This window comes from Streptomyces pseudogriseolus, from assembly GCA_002154585.1.
Taxonomy (GTDB): domain Bacteria; phylum Actinomycetota; class Actinomycetes; order Streptomycetales; family Streptomycetaceae; genus Streptomyces; species Streptomyces pseudogriseolus.
The window spans coordinates 1-18765 of record MUNG01000009.1; the positions used below are offsets into that span (position 1 = coordinate 1).

The following is an 18765-nucleotide window of genomic DNA, read 5'->3' on the forward strand; positions in this document are numbered from 1 at the left end:
CGGTGTCCGGGAGCGGGGCGGCCGCCCTCGTGTCCCTCGGCGGGGCGTCCGGGGTCGCCAGGTGGATCAGGGTGGCCGCGCCCGCCGTCAGGGTCAGGGCGCCCGCGGCCAGGAGGGCGCGGCGGTGGCGGGGTTTTCGGTGGCGTCCTCGGGGGACGGTGCGCGTGTCGTCCGGTGTCATCGTCTGTCTCCCCCCTGCGTGCGCCCCCGGCGCGCGCGGTGTGCGCACGGTATGCGCCAGGCGGGGTGCGGCTCAGGCGAGTCGGTCGTATGTCACTCGAACGGGTGGACCCTTTTCCTCGGTGGCTCCCGGCTGCCATGATCGGGGCGAGCCAAGTTAACCCGCGTTAACCGGAGGGTGTCATGAGTGAGGAACGGTTCGGGGAGTTCGTGCTGGTGCGGCGGCACGAGCGGGGGCATGTCGCGGAGCTCGTCCTCGACCGGCCGAAGGCCATGAACGCGGTGTCGACGGAGATGGCCCGCTCGATCGCCGGCGCCTGTGCGGCGCTGGGCGAGGACCGTGACGTACGGGCGGTGGTGCTGACCTCGTCGCACGAGCGGGCGTTCTGCGTGGGGGCCGACCTGAAGGAGCGGAACTCCTTCACGGACGCCGATCTGGTGCGGCAGCGGCCCGTGGCGCGGGCCGCCTACACGGGGGTGCTGGAGCTGCCGGTGCCCGCTGTCGCGGCGGTGCACGGGTTCGCGCTGGGCGGGGGGTGCGAGCTGGCGTTGTCGTGCGACGTGATCGTGGCCGACCGTACGGCCGTCATGGGGCTGCCCGAGGTGTCCGTCGGGGTCATTCCGGGCGGGGGCGGTACGCAGTTGCTGCCCCGGCGTGTGGGAGCGGCGCGGGCGGCCGAACTTATTTTCACCGCGCGGCGGGTGGAGGCTCCGGAGGCGCGGGAGATCGGGCTGGTGGACGTGCTGGTGGACGAGGGGCGGGACCGCGAGGAGGCGCTCGCCGTGGCCGCGCGGATCGCCGGGAACTCGCCCGTCGGGCTGCGGGCCGCCAAGCGGGCGCTGCGGCTGGGGCACGGGCTCGACCTGCCGGCCGGGCTGGAGGTCGAGGACGCGGCCTGGCGGTCGGTGGCGTTCTCCGGGGACCGGGCGGAGGGGGTCGCCGCCTTCAACGAGAAGCGGCGGCCGGAGTGGCCCGGGGAGTGACTCGATGTCTCGATAAGCGGAAAATCTCCCTAATCTGGGGGAATGGGTGAGGACAGCCGGCTGGCGGCCGTCGTGGCGCTGGCTCAGGGCATGGCCGCCGCGCACAGTTCGCGGGAGGCGTGGCGGGCCGCCGCCGGCGGGGCCCGCCGGGCCCTCGGCGGGAGTTTCGCCGCGCTGTCGGTGTGGGAGCGGGAGCTCGGACGGCTGCGGGTGCTGGTGAACGTCGGGGAGCTCGCCGAGGGGGAGGAGGAGTTCCCCGAGGACGAGTCGTACCCGGTGCACCAGTTCGCCGAGATCACCGAGTTCCTGCACGAGCGGTGGGCCGGCGGGGGCGAGCCCGACGCCTGGGTGGAGACCGCGCAGGGCCCCGAGGAGGGGCGCGCCGGGTACTGCCACCAGCGGGTCGCCGCGCTGCGGCGGCGCGGGCGTGGCTGCTGCGTGGTCGCGCCGATCGTGCTGCACGGGCGGGCCTGGGGCGAGCTGTACGTGGCCCGGCCGGTCGGGGAGCCGGTGTTCGGGCCGGCCGACGCCGACTTCGCGACCGTGCTGGCCGCCGTGGTGGCCGCGGGGATCGCGCAGACCGAGCGGCTGGAGGAGGCGCGGCGCCTCGCCTTCACGGACTCGCTGACGGGTCTCGCCAACCGGCGGGCGGTGGACGCCCGGCTGGACGAGGCGGTCGAGCTGCACCGGCGGGACGGGGCCGTCGTCAGCCTGGTGGTGTGCGACGTCAACGGGCTGAAGCGGGTCAACGACACGCTCGGGCACTCGGTCGGCGACCGGCTGCTGGAGCGGTTCGGGACCGTGCTGTCGCTGTGCGGGGCGATGCTGCCGGGCGCGCTGGCGGCGCGGCTCGGCGGGGACGAGTTCTGTCTGCTGGCGGTGGGGCCGTCCGCCGACGAGGTGGTCAAGGCGGCCGACGAGGTCTGCCGCCGGGCCGTGGAGCTGGACATCGGGGACGGTGTCGCGTGCGGCGTGGCGTCCACGCAGGACCCGATCGGGCCGGTGCGCTCGGCGCGGCGGCTGTTCCGGCTGGCCGACGCGGCGCAGTACCGGGCCAAGGCCGAGCGGGCCGCGCACCCCGTGGTGGCCGGGCGGGAGGGGCCGGACGATCCTGTGGTGCGGCTCGCGGACGAGCCCTCGCGGGAGGCCGACGGGGAGCGGCGCCGGTTCCGCGGGCGGCACGCCCCCGGGTAAGGGGCGCGGGCCGGGTCCGGTGGTGACAGTGAGGCATTCACTGCGTAGGCTCCTGAATATGGATATGCACACAGTGGTGGTGGGGACGTCGGGCGTGACCGCGTCCGACGTGCTGGCCGTGGCGCGCGACGGCGCCCGCGTCGAACTGTCCGAGGAGGCGGTCGGCGCCCTCGCCGCGTCCCGCGAGATCGTGGACGCCCTGGCCGCCAAGCCGGACCCGGTCTACGGGGTGAGCACCGGCTTCGGCGCCCTGGCGACCCGGCACATCAGCCCGGACCTGCGCGCACAGCTCCAGCGCAACATCGTCCGCTCGCACGCCGCCGGCATGGGCCCGCGCGTGGAGCGGGAGGTCGTGCGGGCCCTGATGTTCCTGCGGCTCAAGACCCTCTGCTCCGGCCGCACCGGCGTCCGGCCCGAGGTCGCGCAGACCATGGCCGACGTGCTGAACGCCGGGATCACCCCGGTGGTGCACGAGTACGGCTCGCTGGGCTGCTCCGGTGACCTGGCCCCGCTCTCGCACTGCGCGCTCGCGCTGATGGGCGAGGGGGAGGCGGAGGGCCCCGACGGGTGCGTGCGCCCGGCCGGAGACCTGCTCGCCGCCCACGGCATCCGGGCCGTCGAACTGCGCGAGAAGGAAGGGCTCGCCCTCCTCAACGGCACCGACGGCATGCTCGGCATGCTGGTCATGGCCCTCGCCGACCTGGATCTGCTCTACCGGTCCGCCGACGTCACCGCCGCCCTCAGCCTGGAGGCGCTGCTCGGCACCGACAAGGTGCTCGCCCCCGAGCTGCATGCCGTCCGTCCGCACCCCGGTCAGGCCGCCAGCGCCGCCAACATGCTGGCCGTGCTGGAGGGTTCGGGCCTGACGGGACATCACCAGGACGACGCGCCCCGGGTCCAGGACGCCTACTCGGTGCGCTGCGCCCCGCAGGTCGCCGGCGCCGGACGCGACACCCTGACGCACGCCCGGCTGGTCGCCGAGCGAGAACTCGCCGCGGCCGTGGACAACCCCGTGGTGCTGCCGGACGGGCGCGTCGAGTCCAACGGCAACTTCCACGGGGCGCCGGTCGCCTATGTGCTGGACTTCCTCGCCATCGCCGTCGCCGACCTCGCCTCCATCGCCGAGCGCCGCACCGACCGGCTGCTGGACAAGAACCGCAGCCACGGGCTGCCGCCGTTCCTCGCCGACGACGCGGGCGTCGACTCCGGTCTGATGATCGCCCAGTACACGCAGGCCGCCCTGGTCAGCGAGCTGAAGCGGCTCGCCGTACCGGCGTCGGCGGACTCCATCCCGTCCTCCGCGATGCAGGAGGACCACGTGTCCATGGGCTGGTCGGCCGCGCGCAAGCTGCGCACCGCCGTCGACGGCCTGACCCGGGTCGTCGCCGTGGAGCTGTACGCCGCCACGCGGGCCGTGGAGCTGCGCGAGGGGCTCACCCCCGCCCCGGCGACGCGCGCGGTGCTGAAGGCGCTGCGGGAGGCCGGCGTGGGCGGCCCGGGTCCTGACCGGTACCTGGCGCCCGACCTCGCCGCCGCGGAGACCTTCGTACGGGACGGGCGGCTGGTCGAGGCCGTGGAACGGGTCACCGGGCCGCTGCGGTGAGACGCCCGGGGCCCCGCGGAGTCGTCCGCGGGGCCCCGTGACGGCGTCGCTCAGAACTCCAGGCGCTCCCGGCGCACCGAATAGACGACGAAGCCGGCGCCGAGGGCCAGCGAGGCCGTGCCGCCGATGATGTACGGGGTGCTGTCGAAGCTGCCGGTGTCCGCGAGGCGGACCTCCTGGCCGGTGCTCTGCAGACGGGCCGTCGTCGCGCTCGACACGCCTCTCGCCTGCTCGGTCACGCGCGGGGACGGGCTCGCGGACGGCGCGGTCGTGGCCGGGGCGTCCGAGGTCGCGTTGGCGGACGGGACGAACCACAGGGCGCACAGCAGGGTGCCCGCGGCGGTGGCGGTCAGCAACGGACGGAGCGCGGATGACACGGAATATCGATCCCCTTGTGGCGCTGGCGAATTGGCCGTGTGGGCTGATGGTAGTGAACCGCGCGGGTCACAGGAAAGTCACGGGCGCCTCTCCTCCTGCGCTCCGGGCGCGGGTGCTCCCAAGGTGTGCTGCTATGTACGGTTTCGCCCGGACGGGAGGGTCGTCAGTGATGAACGGGCTTGTGTATCAAGGGTTGTGACCGAGGACACAGTAAGAAACGACGGGCTTTCTTACGTACTTGTTCGTACTGGTCGGCGGGGGTGGCGGAGCGTCCGGCGCGGTGAATGCCGTGCGGTGCCGGGAGGCCGGATCACGGCCGGCACTCGCCCGACGGGGAAACCGGCGGCGAGGATGGCCGCGTGTTCGACGAGGACTGCGACGACGAGTCCGACGACGAAGAGTCCCCCCCCCACGGCGACGCGTCCCCCGACGGCGGTTCGCGCGCCGGCTGAGACGACTTGAGGAAATGTTGACCCCGGGAGGCAACCGACGCCCCGGGGCGGCACGTCTCAATCGGCGCACTGACCGGCGTTCCCCCGCTCCGCACCGGCGGACGTGGTGAGGCCCACACGTATAGGGCTCGGGGAACCGGATAACCCGGTCGTAGCGTTGAAGGTTGTGGACGAGGTGCCTCGGCTTCCGCGAGGGGCCTCGTGGGGTTGGGATTCTGGTGACGATGGAGAAGCGTGTGATGACGGACGGTAAGCGGCGGCGCAGGGGCTTGGCGGCCGCGTCCGCTCTGCTCGGCGGAGTGCTGGTGCTCTCGGCGTGTTCCGGCGGGGACGACGACGCCGCGGCATCCGACGGCAAGGACACCTCGCAGGCGCAGGTCGACGAGGCGGCGGCCAAGAAGTCCTCCGAGGCGCAGATCAAGATCACGCCCAAGGACGGCTCGACCAACGCCTCCATCAACAACTCGGCCACCGTGACCGTCGCCAAGGGCGAGCTCACCGAGGTCACCATGACCACCGCCGACGGCACCGCTGTCGAGGGCCAGATATCGGCCGACAAGAAGAGCTGGAAGCCCAGCGGCCAGCTCGAGCGCGCCACCACCTACAAGCTGTCGGCCTCCGCGAAGGACTCCGAGGGCCTTGTCGCCCACGAGAACGCGTCCTTCACGACGGTCTCCCCGTCCAACAGCTTCATCGGCAACTTCACCCCGGACGACGGCACCACCGTCGGCGTCGGCATGCCCGTGTCGATCAACTTCGACAAGGCCATCACCAACAAGGCCGAGGTGCAGAAGGGCATCGAGGTGTCCTCCTCCAGCGGCCAGGAGGTGGCCTGCCACTGGTTCAACGCCAACCGCATGGACTGCCGCCCCGAGCAGTACTGGCAGGAGGGCTCCACCGTCACCCTGAAGCTCGCGCTCGACGGGGTCGAGGGCGCCGAGGGCGTCTACGGCGTCCAGCAGAAGACGGTCACCTTCAAGATCGGCCGCAACCAGGTCTCCTACGTCGACGCCGAGACCAAGCAGATGAAGGTCACGCAGAACGGCAAGACCGTCAAGACCATCCCGATCTCCGCCGGCGCGCCCGAGAACACGACGTACGAGGGCCAGATGGTGATCTCCGAGAAGTTCAAGGAGACCCGGATGAACGGCGCCACGGTCGGCTTCACCGACGACGACGGCAAGGGCGAGTACGACATCAAGGACGTGCCCCACGCCATGCGTCTGAGCACCTCCGGCACCTTCATCCACGGCAACTACTGGGGCGCCAAGTCCATCTTCGGCAGCGTCAACACCAGCCACGGCTGCGTGGGCCTCGCCGACGCCAAGGGCGCCAACGACCCGAGCACGCCCGGCGCCTGGTTCTACAACAACTCGATCGTCGGCGACGTGGTCGTCGTGCAGAACACCGGCGACAAGACCATCGCCCCGGACAACGGCCTCAACGGCTGGAACATGAGCTGGGAGCAGTGGAAGGCGGGCTCCGCCGTCTGACGCCCCCTCCGCCGCGGCGGAAACCCCCACCACACGGCCGATGCCCTCGTCCCCTCCCTCGGGAGCGGTGACGGGGGCATCGGCCGTTGCCGTCCCTCCCGCCCCAACCGCGCGATTTCGTAACGGAGTTCCTGCGGGTACGTCACAGTCACCCGGCGACTTCCCGACCACTTCCGAACCCCCTTGAGCCGCTTGATCACAGGTCGGCATACTCCGAGCACCGGGGGGTGCGCGCACGCGTACGAGACCACCCCCGGCCGGGTGATGCTCGCGTCGCCCGGCGACTCCGCTAGGGGGAACCTTGCGCAGACAAGTCAACAGAGCATGCGTGGCCACGATCGCCACGGCGACCGCCGTGGCGCTCGCGGCGGGCATGGCTGGCCCCGCGTCGGCGAACGGGGAGAACGGCACGGCCGCCGGCTCGTCCGCGAGCGCGACGGCCCTCAAGGGCAAGCACCGGATCACCCTCATCACCGGTGACCGGGTCACGCTGGACGCCAAGGGCCGCGTCCTGGGACTGGAGCCGGCCGAGGGCCGCGAGCACATACCCGTCCAGATCCGCCGCGCCGACGGCCACACGCTGGTCGTCCCCGCGGACGCCGCCCGGCTGGTCGCGTCCGGCACGCTGGACCAGCGGCTGTTCGACGTCACCGAGTTGAACAAGTCGGCGACCCGCAGGGCGCACCGCGCCGGCCTGAAGGTCATCGTCGGCTACCGGGGCGCCGCGAAGACCGCCAAGGCCGACGTCCGCGACGCGGGCACCGTCCGCCGGGCGCTGACGTCCCTGAACGCGGACGCGGTGCAGACCCCGCAGGACGCCACCGCCGACCTGTGGGACGCCGTCACCGACGGCGACCGCACCGCCTCCGGTGTCGCCCGTGTCTGGCTGGACGGGGTCCGCAAGGCGTCCCTGGACACCTCGGTCGGGCAGATCGGCGCCCCCAAGGCGTGGCAGGCCGGCTACGACGGCAAGGGCGTCAAGATCGCCGTCCTGGACACCGGTGTGGACGCCACCCACCCGGACCTCAAGGGCCAGGTGACCGCGGCCAAGAACTTCACCTCCGCGCCCACCACCGGCGACGTGGTCGGCCACGGCACGCACGTCGCGTCCATCGCGGCCGGCACGGGCGCCCAGTCCAAGGGCACGTACAAGGGCGTCGCGCCCGGCGCGAAGATCCTCAACGGCAAGGTCCTCGACGACGCCGGCTTCGGCGACGACTCCGGCATCCTCGCCGGCATGGAGTGGGCGGCCGCGCAGGGCGCCGACATCGTCAACATGAGCCTCGGCGGCATGGACACCCCGGAGACCGACCCGCTGGAGGCGGCGGTCGACAAGCTGTCCGCCGAAAAGGGCATCCTGTTCGCCATCGCGGCGGGCAACGAGGGCCCGCAGTCGATCGGTTCGCCGGGCAGCGCGGACTCCGCGCTCACCGTCGGCGCCGTCGACGACCAGGACAAGCTCGCCGACTTCTCCTCCACCGGCCCGCGCCTCGGCGACGGCGCCGTCAAGCCGGACCTCACCGCGCCCGGCGTGGACATCACGGCCGCCTCGGCGAAGGGCAACGACATCGCCAAGGAGGTCGGTGAGAAGCTGGCCGGCTACATGACCATCTCCGGCACCTCCATGGCCACCCCGCACGTCGCGGGCGCCGCCGCGCTGCTCAAGCAGCAGCACCCCGATTGGAAGTACGCGGAACTCAAGGCCGCGCTGACCGCCTCCACCAAGGGCGGGAAGTACACCCCGTTCGAGCAGGGCTCGGGCCGCGTCCAGGTGGACAAGGCGATCGCCCAGACCGTCGTCGCGGAGCCGGTGTCGCTGAGCTTCGGCGTGCAGCAGTGGCCGCACGCCGACGACAAGCCGGTCACCAAGAAGCTCACCTACCGCAACCTCGGCACCGAGGACGTCACGCTGAAGCTGACGTCGACCGCGACCGACCCGAGGGGCAAGGCCGCCCCGGCCGGCTTCCTCACCCTCGGCGCCTCCACCCTGACCGTCCCGGCGAACGGCACGGCCTCCGTGGACGTCACCGCCGACACCCGCCTCGGCGGCACGGTCGACGGCACGTACTCGGCGTATGTGGTCGCCACCGGCGCCGGCCAGAGCGTGCGCACCGCCGCCGCGGTGGAGCGCGAGGTCGAGTCCTACACCGTCACGCTGAAGGTCCTCGACCGCGCCGGAAAGGCGACCGCGAACTACTCGACGTCCCTGTCGGGCCTCACCGGCCTGGGCAAGGACCGGTCGTTCGCGCCGTACGAGGCCGACGGCACCGTCAGCGTGCGCGTGCCCAAGGGCGGTTACGTCCTGGACGCCAGCGTGTTCGTGGGCGCCGACCCGGAGAAGTGGCAGGGCGCCGACTGGCTCGCCCAGCCCAAGCTGGACGTCACCAGGAACACCACCGTGACGCTGGACGCCCGCAAGGCCGAGCCGGTCAAGGTCACCGTGCCGGGCAAGGCCGCCAAGGCGCAGTTCGCCTCGGCCGACTACACGATCGAGACCAACGACAGCTCGGTCTCCTACGGCTGGTGGCTGGAGAACTACAGCGGTTTCCGCACCGCGCACCTCGGCCCGCAGATCACGAACGGCACGCTGAGCCAGCAGTGGAGCACCCACTTCAGCAACGGCGCCAAGGCGCAGTACACCGCCGTCAGCGGCGGCAAGGTGAAGAAGGTCGCCACCGGCTACACCCGCGCCTTCAAGGCCAAGGAGTTCGCCACCGTCCAGGTCGGCATGGGTGCCGCGGCCGGCGGCAAGGAGGGCGCCGTCTCCGCGTACGGCTGGCTGCCCGGCAGCTCGGGCGCGTCCGGCTTCTCCCAGGAGCAGAAGCTGCCCAGCACCCGCACGCTGTACCTGTCCACGGTCGACGGCGTGACGTGGGACCTCGACTTCGAGCAGCTCGGCGGGGTCGACAACGAGGGCTGGCCTGTCTACGACGCCGGATACACGATCGGCGCCGGCAGGACCTACAAGGGCGGCAAGACGTACAAGGAGACCGTGAACACGGCCGTCTTCGGCCCGCGTCTCACCTCGTCCTACGGCGTCTTCCGTGACGGCAACGGCATCTACGGCCGGATCCCGCTGTTCGCCGACGGCAAGGGCCACGCGGGTTCCTCCGACTACTCCTCCGCCGTCACGACCCTCTACCGCAACGGCAAGAAGGTCGACTCCCGCAACGACCCGCTGTTCGGGGACGAGGCCTACACCGTCCCGTCCGGTGACGCCTCCTACCGGCTGACCACCTCGGTCAAGCGGAGCGCCAAGGTCGCCGCCGCGTCCACCCGCATCGACGCGAGCTGGACCTTCCGGTCCAAGAAGACGTCGGGCGAGAAGCAGCTGCCCGTCTCCTCGGCCCGGTTCGCCGCGGTCACGGGGCTGGACAGCAAGGTCGCGGCCGGCAAGAAGGCCACCTTCCCGGTCGTCGTGGAGGGCGCCGCCAAGGGCAAGAGCCTCAAGTCCCTCGCGGTGTACGTCTCCTACAACGGCGGCAAGACCTGGAAGAAGACCACGGTCACGAAGGGCAAGGTCACCGTCAAGAACCCCGCGAAGGGCAAGGCGGTCTCCCTCCGCGCCAAGATCACCGACAAGAAGGGCAACGCGTCCCTGATCACCGTCTACAACGCCTACTACGGCAAGTAGTCCGCACCGGTGACGGCCCGCCGGAGGCATCCGCCTCCGGCGGGCCGCCGCGTCACACGTCCCGGACGGCCCGCGCCTGCGTCCCGGGCGCCGGTGCGTCCGCGCTCCAGCTGCCCAGCAGGCGCAGCCCCTCCGCCGACGGCGACCCCGCCTCCGCGAAGTACGTCACCAGCGACTGCTCAGCCTCCCCGGCCGGGCGGAACGACTCCCACAGCAGCGTCAGCTCACCCACCAGCGGGTGCCGCACCCGCTTGACGCCGTGGCTCTTCTCCTTGACGTCGTGCCGCGCCCACAGCGTGCGGAACTCCTCGCTCTTCACGGACAGCTCGCCGACCAGCGCGGACAGCGCCGGGTCGTCCGGGTGCCGGCCCGCGTCCATGCGCAGGTACGCGACCATGTCGTGGGCTTTCTGGTCCCACTCCACGAACAGCTCGCGGTGGGCGGGGTCGAGGAAGACCAGCCGGGCCCAGTTGCGCTCCTGCGCCGGCAGCGCGTCCCAGTCGCCGAACAGGGCCGTCGCCATCCGGTTCCAGGCGAGGATCTCCGAACGCCGGCCCACCACGTACGCCGGGACCGTCTCCATGGCGTCCAGCAGCTGCCGCAGCGCGGGACGGGCCTGGCGGCTGCGCGGCTCCGGGCGCTTGCGGCGCCGGCCCGGCCGCGCGAGATGCGTCAGATGCGCCTGCTCGGCGTCGCTCAGCCGCAGCGCACGGGCGATCGCGTCGAGCACCTCCGCCGACACGTTGCGCCCGTTGCCCTGCTCCAGGCGTGTGTAGTACGCCACGGACACCCCGGCGAGCTGCGCCAGCTCCTCCCGGCGCAGGCCCGGCACCCTGCGGTGCCGTCCCAGGTCCGGCAGCCCCACGTCCTGCGGCTTCAGCCGGGCCCGCCGCGTGCGCAGGAACTCGCTCAGCTCGGCACGCGGGTCCAGGCCGCCGCCCGGGGCACCCGTTCGCTCGTCCATCTCTCCATGGTGCCCGTTCGTACGCCCGGCGTGCCTGTCCCCGCCAGTGGTAGGCACAGCGTGCGTAGGCACGACGGAAGTCTGGGTACGCGCCGCCCGTTGTCCCAGGCTGGACAGCGTGCGGCCCGGGCGGTCCAGACCCCGGGCGCACCACCCCTTGTGGAGGAGAAACTTCGTATGACCACTGTCGCCGCTTACGCCGCGCCCGCCGCCAAGGCACCGCTGGAGCGCACCACGATCGAGCGGCGCGCCGTCCGCGAGCACGACGTGCTGATCGACATCAAGTTCGCCGGGATCTGCCACTCGGACATCCACCAGGTCCGGGAGGGCTGGGGCGAGGCGATCTTCCCGATGGTCCCCGGCCATGAGATCGCGGGCGTCGTGTCCGAGGTCGGCCCGGGCGTGACCCGTTTCAAGGTCGGCGACCGGGTGGGCGTCGGCTGCATGGTCGACTCCTGCCGCGAGTGCGAGAACTGCCTGGCGGGCAAGGAGCAGTACTGCCTCCAGGGCCAGACGCCGACGTACAACGGCATCGGCCGGGACGGCGAGCCCACCTACGGCGGCTACTCCGAGAAGGTCGTCGTCGACGAGAACTTCGTCGTGCGCATCCCGGACGGCCTCGCCCTCGACGTCGCCGCGCCGCTGCTGTGCGCGGGCATCACCCTGTACTCCCCGCTGAAGCGCTTCGGCGCCGGACCGGGCCGCAAGGTCGCGGTCCTCGGCATGGGCGGCCTCGGCCACATGGGCGTGAAGATCGCCCACGCGATGGGCGCCGAGGTGACGGTGCTGTCGCAGTCCCTGCGCAAGAAGGACGACGGGTTGCGGCTGGGCGCCGACCACTACCACGCCACCGGCGACCCGAAGACCTTCGAGGAGCTGCGGGGCTCCTTCGACCTGATCGTGTCGACGGTGTCCGCGCCCCTGGACTTCGGCGCCTACCTGTCGCTGCTGAAGACGGAGGGCACGCTGGCGAACGTCGGCGCGCCGGAGGAGCCGGTCTCCCTCAACCTCTTCTCGCTGATCGGCGGCGGCCGGAGCCTGGCCGGCTCGATGATCGGCGGCATCGCGGAGACCCAGGAGATGCTGGACTTCTGCGCCGAGCACGGCATCGGCGCGGAGATCGAGCTGATCGCCGCGTCCGAGATCAACGAGGCCTACGAGCGCGTCGAGAACAGCGACGTGCGCTACCGCTTCGTGATCGACACGGCGACGATCTGACCGGTCCGGGCGGGCGGGGCACCCTCGGGGCCCCGCCCGCCCTGTTCGTCGCGGGCACGCCTCTTCTCACGCGTCCGCGTACTCGGTGTCCTCCGGGTACTCGACGTTCTCCGCGTACTCGACGTACAGCGGGCTGGCGACCAGCAGGCCGGGGTGGCCGGGAGAGCCGGGGTGGCCGGGAGAGCCGGGGGACTTCGTCGCGGGGAAGCCCGTGGTGACGCGGGCGTAGCCGCGCATCGTCGCCGCGGTCTCCGGGTGCGTCTGCGCGTCGATGCGGGCCAGCAGCGCGTGCAGCGCGGTGACCAGGGAGGGGCGGCGGCCGTCCGGGCCGGCGCCGAGGTCGTCGGAGAGGGCGGCGAGCAGCGCGCCGGGCGCGCTGGCGTCGGAGCCGAGGAGGTTGCGCACCAGGGTGCCGGACTGGCGGGTCTCGTCGGTGACGCGGGCCGGCGGACCCGCGATCAGATGGTCGACGGAGCCGTGCAGCAGCAGCCGGACCGGTCGGTCCTCCGCCGGGGTGTCCGCGAAGAACACCATCGTCGGGTCGGCGCCGTCCAGGACGAAGTAGTTGAGCGGCGCCTCGAAGGCGATCCACTGCCCCGGCCGCGCCCCCGCCTCCGTGTACCAGCGCGCCGACTCCTCGACCCGGCGCACCACCCGCAGCAGATGCCTGCCCCACAGGTCGGACGCGGGGCCGGGCGCCGGGTCGACCTCCACCCCGCCGAACGGCGTGGAGACGCTGACCCGCTGCCGGGGCCACGCCGAGCGCAGCCCGGGCAGGAACTGCGAGAGTTTGCGGTCGGACAGATAGATGACTTCCTGCACTCCTGCTCCGTTCTTCACACGTCCTGGAGACCGAGGAACTCGAAGGCCGCCGGCGGCAGCAGTTCCGAGGGCCGGTACAGACCGTCCGGGCCCGGCTCCATGTCCCGCACGATCAGGTCCAGCAGCTCGTCGAGGCGGGGGCGCTCCTCCGGGTCCGGCCGCAGACAGGGCGCGACGACGTCCACGAAGGCGTCCGGCACCCCGCCGAGGTCGGGCGCCTCGGTCTGCATGCGGAGCATGGTGCGCACGGGGTCGCTGCCCGGGTACGGGCTGTGCCCGGTCGCGGCGAACACCAGCACCGCGCCCAGCGCGTACACGTCGCTTGCGGACGTCACCTTCCGGGCGTCCAGCGCCTGCTCGGGCGACATGTAGGCGGGCGTGCCCAGCGTGGTGTGCGCGACGGTCAGCTTGCTGGCCGCGGCGGCCGCCGCGAGGGCCAGCCCGAAGTCGATCACGCGCAGGCCGTCCACGCCGACCAGCACGTTGGACGGCTTGAGGTCGCGGTGGACGATGTCCGCCGCGTGCACCGAGCGCAGCGCCTCCACCAGCTGCGCGGCCACCCAGCGCAGCGCCCTCGGCGGCAGCGGCCCGCACGCGTCGACGAGGTCCTTCAGGGAGGGCGCCGACACGTACGCGGTGGCCAGCCAGGGGATGACCCCGGTGGTGTCCGCGTCCACGACGGGTGGTGCGTAGAAGCCGTTCACGCCCCGCGCGGCGGCCACCTCACGCTGGAAGCGCCTGCGGAACTCCAGGTCGTCGGCCAGCTCGTCCTTGACGACCTTGACGGCGAGCAGCCGCCCGGCCGGGGTCCGCCCGAGGAACACCCGGCCCATCGACCCGCAGCCGATCCGCCGCAGCACCGTGTACGGCCCGACCCGGCGCGGGTCGAAGGGCTGGAGCGGTTTCCAGCGGGACGTGGGGTCCCACTCGTGGTGCTGCGGCCGCAGCACCGAACCGGCGGGCGGCGCCGCGGGCGCCGGGACCCGGGGCAGGGACACGGCCGTCTCCTGCGCGACGCCCAGGGCGTCGATCAGCTCCCGGACCACCGGCGCCTCGACCGTGGCCGACGCCGACCGTACGAAGTGGCCCAGCTCGGTCATCTTGTCCAGGACGACCTTGGTGTCGACCCCGGCCTTCCTGGCCAGCTCGTAGACCCGTACGTTCGCCACACCCGACTCCTCCACCGGAGGCCCGTCCGGGCCTCGCAGGGGTCAAGAATATGGGTGCGGACGGGTCAAAATACGGACAAACACCGGGCGACGCGCGGGTGTTGACGTCAGTGCGGCAGGGTGGCCGGGCTGCCGCCGTTCGCCTCGTAGCCGGCGACCGCCAGAGCGCGGTACACCGCGAACTCGGCGGCCGGGTCCGGGGAGAGCGTCCAGGGCAGGGCGCCGACGTGCCCGTCGACGTGTATGAGCTGGTTCATGGCCTCCGCCCAGCGCTCGGCGCGCACCAGGAAGAAGATCAGCATGTGCCGCACGTGCGCGAGCATCGGGTCGTCAGGGCGGGCCGAGTGGACCGCGTGCAGCGCGCCGTGGATCGCCCTGGAGACGACCTCGCTCTGGTAGAACCCGCTGACCAGGTTCACCTCCGGGAGGTGCTCGAACACCGCGAACAGCGGCATCGCGGCCAGCAGGGACCCCTGGGGCGCCCGCGCCGCCGCGGCCTCCGCGAAGTCGTACGCCTGCTGCCGCGAGCCGTGCCACTTCTCGCACCAGTAGTGCAGCGCGGCCAGGTGCGCGCCCATGTGCGCCGGGGCGCGGTCCAGGATCTTCAGCCAGACCTGCTCGAACTCCTGCTGCGAGTAGCCGAGTCCGCGCGCCACGGACAGCTCCACGATGTACGGCACCGGGTCGCCGGGGGCCGACAGCGCGGCCTCGCCGCACGCCGCCTTCGCCTCCTCCATGATGATCCGGAACTCGTCCGAGCCGGGCGCGGCCGTGCGCCACGCCTGCTGCACCAGGAACTCGGCGTGCACCGCGGCGCCGCCCGCGTCCTTCGGCGCCTCGGAGCGCCACACCCGCAGCCACTGGCCGCCCGGCGTCTCGGAGACCCCGCCGGGCCGCTGCGCCAGCTCCAGGGACGCGGCGCCCGCGAACGCCTGCACGCGCTGCCAGCGCTGCTCGCCCTCCGCGGGCGTGCCCGCGAGGAGCTGCTGCGCCGCCCGGTAGTCCTGGGTGCGCTGCACCACGTCGAGGACGTCCAGCAGGTCCTGGTCGGGGCCGGGCATGCGGATGTCCAGCTCCTCCTGGAGCGCGAAGCCGTAGTTCGCCGGGTCCGCCGCGTCCGGGTGGCCGGGCGGGACCAGGCCCACGGCGCTGCGCCGGCGCCGCAGGACCGGCAACAGGACGGCGCCGAGCATGACGAGGGCGATCAGGACCCACAGAATCTCCATGTCCCCAGCGAACCAGACCGCCTGCCCGAATGGCCAACCCGGTGCCCGTCCCTGTGGAAAACTTCCGCCGACGAGCCCCCGCGGAGGCCCTCCGCCCCGCCCGGACGGGCCGCGGCCGTCATCACACCCTTCCGCGCACTACCCTCGGGCGCATGAGCGACAGGCACATCAGTCAGCACTTCGAGACGCTCGCGATCCACGCGGGCAACACCGCCGACCCCCTGACGGGCGCGGTCGTCCCGCCGATCTACCAGGTGTCCACCTACAAGCAGGACGGCGTCGGCGGCCTGCGCGGCGGTTACGAGTACAGCCGCAGCGCCAACCCGACCAGGACCGCGCTGGAGGAGAACCTGGCCGCCCTGGAGGGCGGCCGCCGCGGGCTCGCGTTCGCGTCCGGACTGGCGGCCGAGGACTGCCTGCTGCGCACGCTGCTCGCGCCCGGCGACCACGTGGTCATCCCGAACGACGCGTACGGCGGCACGTTCCGCCTGTTCGCCAAGGTCGTGGCGCGCTGGGGCGTGGAGTGGTCGGTGGCCGACACCTCCGACCCGGCGGCGGTGCGGGCCGCGCTCACCGAGAAGACCAAGGTCGTCTGGGTGGAGACCCCCTCCAACCCGCTGCTCGGCATCACCGACGTCGCCGCCGTCGCCCAGGTGGCGCGGGACGCCGGCGTCAGGCTGGTCGTCGACAACACCTTCGCCACGCCGTACCTCCAGCAGCCGCTGGCGCTCGGCGCGGACGTCGTCGTGCACTCCCTGACCAAGTACATGGGCGGCCACTCGGACGTCGTCGGCGGCGCCCTGGTCACCGGCGACGCGGAGCTGGGCGAGGAGCTGGCGTTCCACCAGAACGCGATGGGCGCGGTCGCGGGCCCCTTCGACTCGTGGCTGGTGCTGCGCGGCACCAAGACGCTGTCGGTGCGCATGGACCGCCACAGCGAGAACGCGGCCCGTGTCGCCGACATGCTCACCCGCCACCCGCGGGTGACGAGCGTGCTCTACCCGGGCCTGCCCGACCACCCCGGGCACGAGGTCGCCGCCAAGCAGATGCGCTCCTTCGGCGGCATGATCTCCTTCCGCGTCGAGGGCGGCGAGCAGGCGGCCGTCGAGGTGTGCAACCGCGCGCAGGTGTTCACCCTCGGCGAGTCCCTGGGCGGCGTCGAGTCGCTGATCGAGCACCCGGGCCGGATGACGCACGCGTCGGTCGCCGGCTCGCAGCTGGAGGTCCCCGCCGACCTGGTGCGCCTGTCCGTCGGCATCGAGAACGTCGACGACCTGCTCGAGGACCTGAAGCAGGCCCTCGGCAGCTGAACACCGACGTCACCAGCCGGTGAGGGGTGGGGTCGTGTCGGACGGCGGCTCCACCCAGGGCCGGGCGGTCAGCGCCCACACCGTGAACACCACCGCCGCCGCGCACAGCAGCAGCCACAGCACGCGCCGGGCGTAGGTGCGGCGCCGGAGCATGCGGGCGCCGCGCCGCACCGCCTCCGCGGCGAGGTCGGGCGGCAGCACCGGAGGGCCCGCCACCATCAGCCGCCGCACCCGCTCCTCGCGGTCCGAGCGGTTCACCGCGCCTCCCCGGTCATGACGGCACCGTGCCGACGCGCCCCTTGCGCGGGGGCGGACCCGGGGGCGGGACGCAGCATCACCGCCATCGCTCGGTTCTGCACGGCCCGTACGCGCTCCGCCGGCAGGCCCAGCAGGGCCGCCGTCTGGTCCTCGCCGATGCCCTCGTGCAGCCGCATCACCAGGATCAGGCGCTCCTGCGGGCTCAGGCCGGCCAGCGGGCCGCCCGGCGGGGGCCGGAAGGGCAGCCGGCCGCCGTACCGCAGGGTGCTGAGCGCGAACCTGATCATCAGATAGCGCCGGGTGTGGTCGTACGGGTCCTCGCCGTGCAGCCGGTCCCAGCAGGCGTACGTACGGGCCAGGGCGAGGGTGAGCAGGCGCTGCGCGCGCGGGTTGGCGTCCCGCGGCTCGGCGGTCAGCAGGGTCGCGGTGTGCAGCAGCCGTCCGCCCGCGCCCGCGACGTACGCCCGGAACTCCTGGGCGCGGGGGACGTCGTCGAACGCATGCCGTGATCGCACGCGCACCTCCCGTGGCCCCCGCGAAGGGCCGCCCCCCGTGTCGTGCGGCGGACGGGGACCCCTCCACATATCAGGCCAGGGCGCGCCCCCGGGTCAAGAGGCGCGCACGGTGCGGGAGCGCGGGGTCAGGAGTCGCCGCGCTCGTGCCCGGCCATCCGGGCGGACAGCGCGCCGTTGAACCGGGCGAGGAGCCCGCAGAACGCCTCGCGCTCCTCCGGCGCCCAGTCGTGGGTCAGCTCGGCCATCAACTGCCGCCGGGAGGCGCGTACTTCCTCCAGGCGGGCCTGGCCGCGCGGGGAGAGCTGGAGCACGACCGCGCGGCCGTCCTCGGGGTGGGAGGTCCGCTTGACCAGGCCCGTGTCCACGAGCGGCGCCACCTGGCGGGTGACGGTCGAGGAGTCGATCCCCATGCTCGCGGCCAGGGCCTTGACGCCCATGGGGCCTTCCTTGTCCAGCCGGTTGAGCAGCAGGTAGGCGGCGCGGTCCATGGAGTTGCGCACCTGGCCGACCCCGCCGAGCCGGGTCTGTTCGGCGCGGCGGGCGAAGAGCGCCACCTCGTGCTGCAGAGTGTCGAGAAGACCGGTGTCGCCGACCGCGGTCAGATCGGGCGTCATGTCCATCGACATTTCAGGTGTAGTGGGCATGGCGGGGGGCTCACTTCGTGATGGGCTGCTGATGGGACGACAGGGTACGCGGCCGGGGCGCGGACCGTACCGGGGCTGTGCAAAGCGGTCGTCCGCGGGTTGGTCACACCGCCGTTCCCCGTGGGGAAACTGCGATGCTGGAGGCATGAGCTACAGCACGGCCGACCGGCTGCGGACCGTCACCCTCGACGACGTGCGCGGCGCTCACAAGATGCTCTCCGGCGTGGCCCGCACGACCGCCCTGGAGGGCAGCCGGCACCTGTCCGCGCGAGTGGGCGCGCCGGTGCTGCTGAAGTGCGAGAACCTCCAGCGGACCGGCTCCTTCAAGCTGCGCGGCGCGTACGTGCGGATCGCGGGACTGCTGCCGGAGGAGCGGGCCGCGGGGGTCGTCGCGGCGAGCGCCGGCAACCACGCGCAGGGTGTGGCGCTGGCGTCGTCGCTGCTCGGCGTGCGGTCCACGGTGTTCATGCCGAAGGGCGCCCCGCTGCCGAAGATCAGCGCGACCCGGGAGTACGGCGCCGAGGTGCGGCTGCACGGCCAGGTGGTGGACGAGTCGCTGGCCGCGGCGCAGAAGTACGCGCGCGAGACGGGCGCGGTGTTCATCCACCCCTTCGACCACCCCGACATCATCGCCGGGCAGGGCACGGTGGGCCTGGAGATCCTGGAGCAGTGCCCCGAGGTGCGCACGATCGTGGTCGGGGTCGGCGGGGGCGGGCTGGCC

At 72.8% G+C, this 18765-nt stretch carries 16 protein-coding genes and 1 pseudogene; 8 read left to right on the plus strand and 9 right to left on the minus strand.

Annotation, left to right across the window (positions count from 1 at the left end; all coding sequences use genetic code 11):
• Positions 1-181 (minus strand): annotated as a pseudogene (locus CCN29_RS35495) (hypothetical protein); the annotation flags it as partial.
• A 182-nt stretch (positions 182-363) separates the two neighbouring features.
• Between CCN29_RS35495 and CCN29_RS01070 the strand changes: the two are divergent.
• From CCN29_RS01070 to hutH, 3 genes are all read left to right on the plus strand, one after another.
• Positions 364-1164, plus strand: a complete 801-nt coding sequence (locus tag CCN29_RS01070; RefSeq protein ID WP_086679579.1) for an enoyl-CoA hydratase/isomerase family protein — start codon at positions 364-366, stop codon at positions 1162-1164.
• Between the two features lie 42 nt (positions 1165-1206).
• A complete protein-coding gene (locus CCN29_RS01075; RefSeq protein WP_203350280.1) occupies positions 1207-2358 on the plus strand; it encodes a GGDEF domain-containing protein in 1152 nt (383 codons plus the stop codon).
• A gap of 64 nt (positions 2359-2422) precedes the next feature.
• Complete coding sequence (hutH, locus tag CCN29_RS01080) at positions 2423-3961, plus strand: histidine ammonia-lyase (protein WP_086679581.1); 1539 nt, start codon at positions 2423-2425, stop codon at positions 3959-3961.
• Positions 3962-4011: 50 nt separating this feature from the next.
• Here hutH and CCN29_RS01085 read toward each other — a convergent pair whose 3' ends face one another.
• Entirely contained in the window at positions 4012-4338 is a 327-nt protein-coding gene (locus CCN29_RS01085) for an LPXTG cell wall anchor domain-containing protein (protein WP_189404306.1), read from the minus strand.
• Between the two features lie 692 nt (positions 4339-5030).
• Between CCN29_RS01085 and CCN29_RS01095 the strand changes: the two genes are divergently transcribed.
• Both CCN29_RS01095 and CCN29_RS01100 read left to right on the plus strand, forming a co-directional pair.
• Complete coding sequence (locus tag CCN29_RS01095; protein ID WP_006132160.1) at positions 5031-6284, plus strand: L,D-transpeptidase; 1254 nt, start codon at positions 5031-5033, stop codon at positions 6282-6284.
• 373 nt (positions 6285-6657) lie between these two features.
• Positions 6658-9918, plus strand: a complete 3261-nt coding sequence (locus tag CCN29_RS01100) for a S8 family peptidase (RefSeq protein WP_086679599.1) — start codon at positions 6658-6660, stop codon at positions 9916-9918.
• A 52-nt stretch (positions 9919-9970) separates the two neighbouring features.
• Here CCN29_RS01100 and CCN29_RS01105 read toward each other — a convergent pair whose 3' ends face one another.
• Complete coding sequence (locus CCN29_RS01105; RefSeq protein WP_086679589.1) at positions 9971-10882, minus strand: helix-turn-helix domain-containing protein; 912 nt, start codon at positions 10880-10882, stop codon at positions 9971-9973.
• Between the two features lie 177 nt (positions 10883-11059).
• Here CCN29_RS01105 and CCN29_RS01110 point away from each other — a divergent pair, with 177 nt between their 5' ends.
• On the plus strand, positions 11060-12100 hold the full coding sequence (locus tag CCN29_RS01110) for an NAD(P)-dependent alcohol dehydrogenase (protein WP_006132157.1): 1041 nt from the start codon (positions 11060-11062) through the stop codon (positions 12098-12100).
• Positions 12101-12166: 66 nt separating this feature from the next.
• Here the strand turns inward: CCN29_RS01110 and CCN29_RS01115 are convergent, their stop codons facing one another.
• The 3 genes from CCN29_RS01115 to CCN29_RS01125 form a co-directional block, all read right to left on the minus strand.
• A complete protein-coding gene (locus CCN29_RS01115) occupies positions 12167-12922 on the minus strand; it encodes an SAVMC3_10250 family protein (protein WP_086679592.1) in 756 nt (251 codons plus the stop codon).
• A gap of 14 nt (positions 12923-12936) precedes the next feature.
• Entirely contained in the window at positions 12937-14091 is a 1155-nt protein-coding gene (locus CCN29_RS01120) for a translation initiation factor IF-2 N-terminal domain-containing protein (protein ID WP_031060510.1), read from the minus strand.
• 107 nt (positions 14092-14198) lie between these two features.
• Entirely contained in the window at positions 14199-15317 is a 1119-nt protein-coding gene (locus tag CCN29_RS01125) for a hypothetical protein (protein ID WP_006132154.1), read from the minus strand.
• A gap of 152 nt (positions 15318-15469) precedes the next feature.
• Between CCN29_RS01125 and CCN29_RS01130 the strand changes: the two genes are divergently transcribed.
• Positions 15470-16627: a cystathionine gamma-synthase gene (locus CCN29_RS01130; protein ID WP_006132153.1), complete on the plus strand. Its 1158-nt coding sequence runs from the start codon at positions 15470-15472 to the stop codon at positions 16625-16627.
• 9 nt (positions 16628-16636) lie between these two features.
• Here the strand turns inward: CCN29_RS01130 and CCN29_RS01135 are convergent, their stop codons facing one another.
• The 3 genes from CCN29_RS01135 to CCN29_RS01145 all read right to left on the minus strand — a co-directional run bounded on the left by CCN29_RS01135 (position 16637) and on the right by CCN29_RS01145 (position 18014).
• Positions 16637-16885, minus strand: a complete 249-nt coding sequence (locus CCN29_RS01135) for a hypothetical protein (protein WP_006132152.1) — start codon at positions 16883-16885, stop codon at positions 16637-16639.
• Positions 16882-17400 (minus strand): sigma factor-like helix-turn-helix DNA-binding protein, encoded by a 519-nt coding sequence (locus CCN29_RS01140; protein WP_031060508.1) that lies wholly within the window; start codon positions 17398-17400, stop codon positions 16882-16884. Before CCN29_RS01140 ends, CCN29_RS01135 begins: the two co-directional genes overlap by 4 nt.
• A 125-nt stretch (positions 17401-17525) precedes the next feature.
• Entirely contained in the window at positions 17526-18014 is a 489-nt protein-coding gene (locus CCN29_RS01145; RefSeq protein ID WP_006132150.1) for a MarR family winged helix-turn-helix transcriptional regulator, read from the minus strand.
• Positions 18015-18189: 175 nt separating this feature from the next.
• Between CCN29_RS01145 and CCN29_RS01150 the strand changes: the two genes are divergently transcribed.
• Positions 18190-18765 (plus strand): threonine ammonia-lyase (locus CCN29_RS01150; RefSeq protein ID WP_143661261.1); only part of this gene is annotated, 576 nt, incomplete at its 3' end.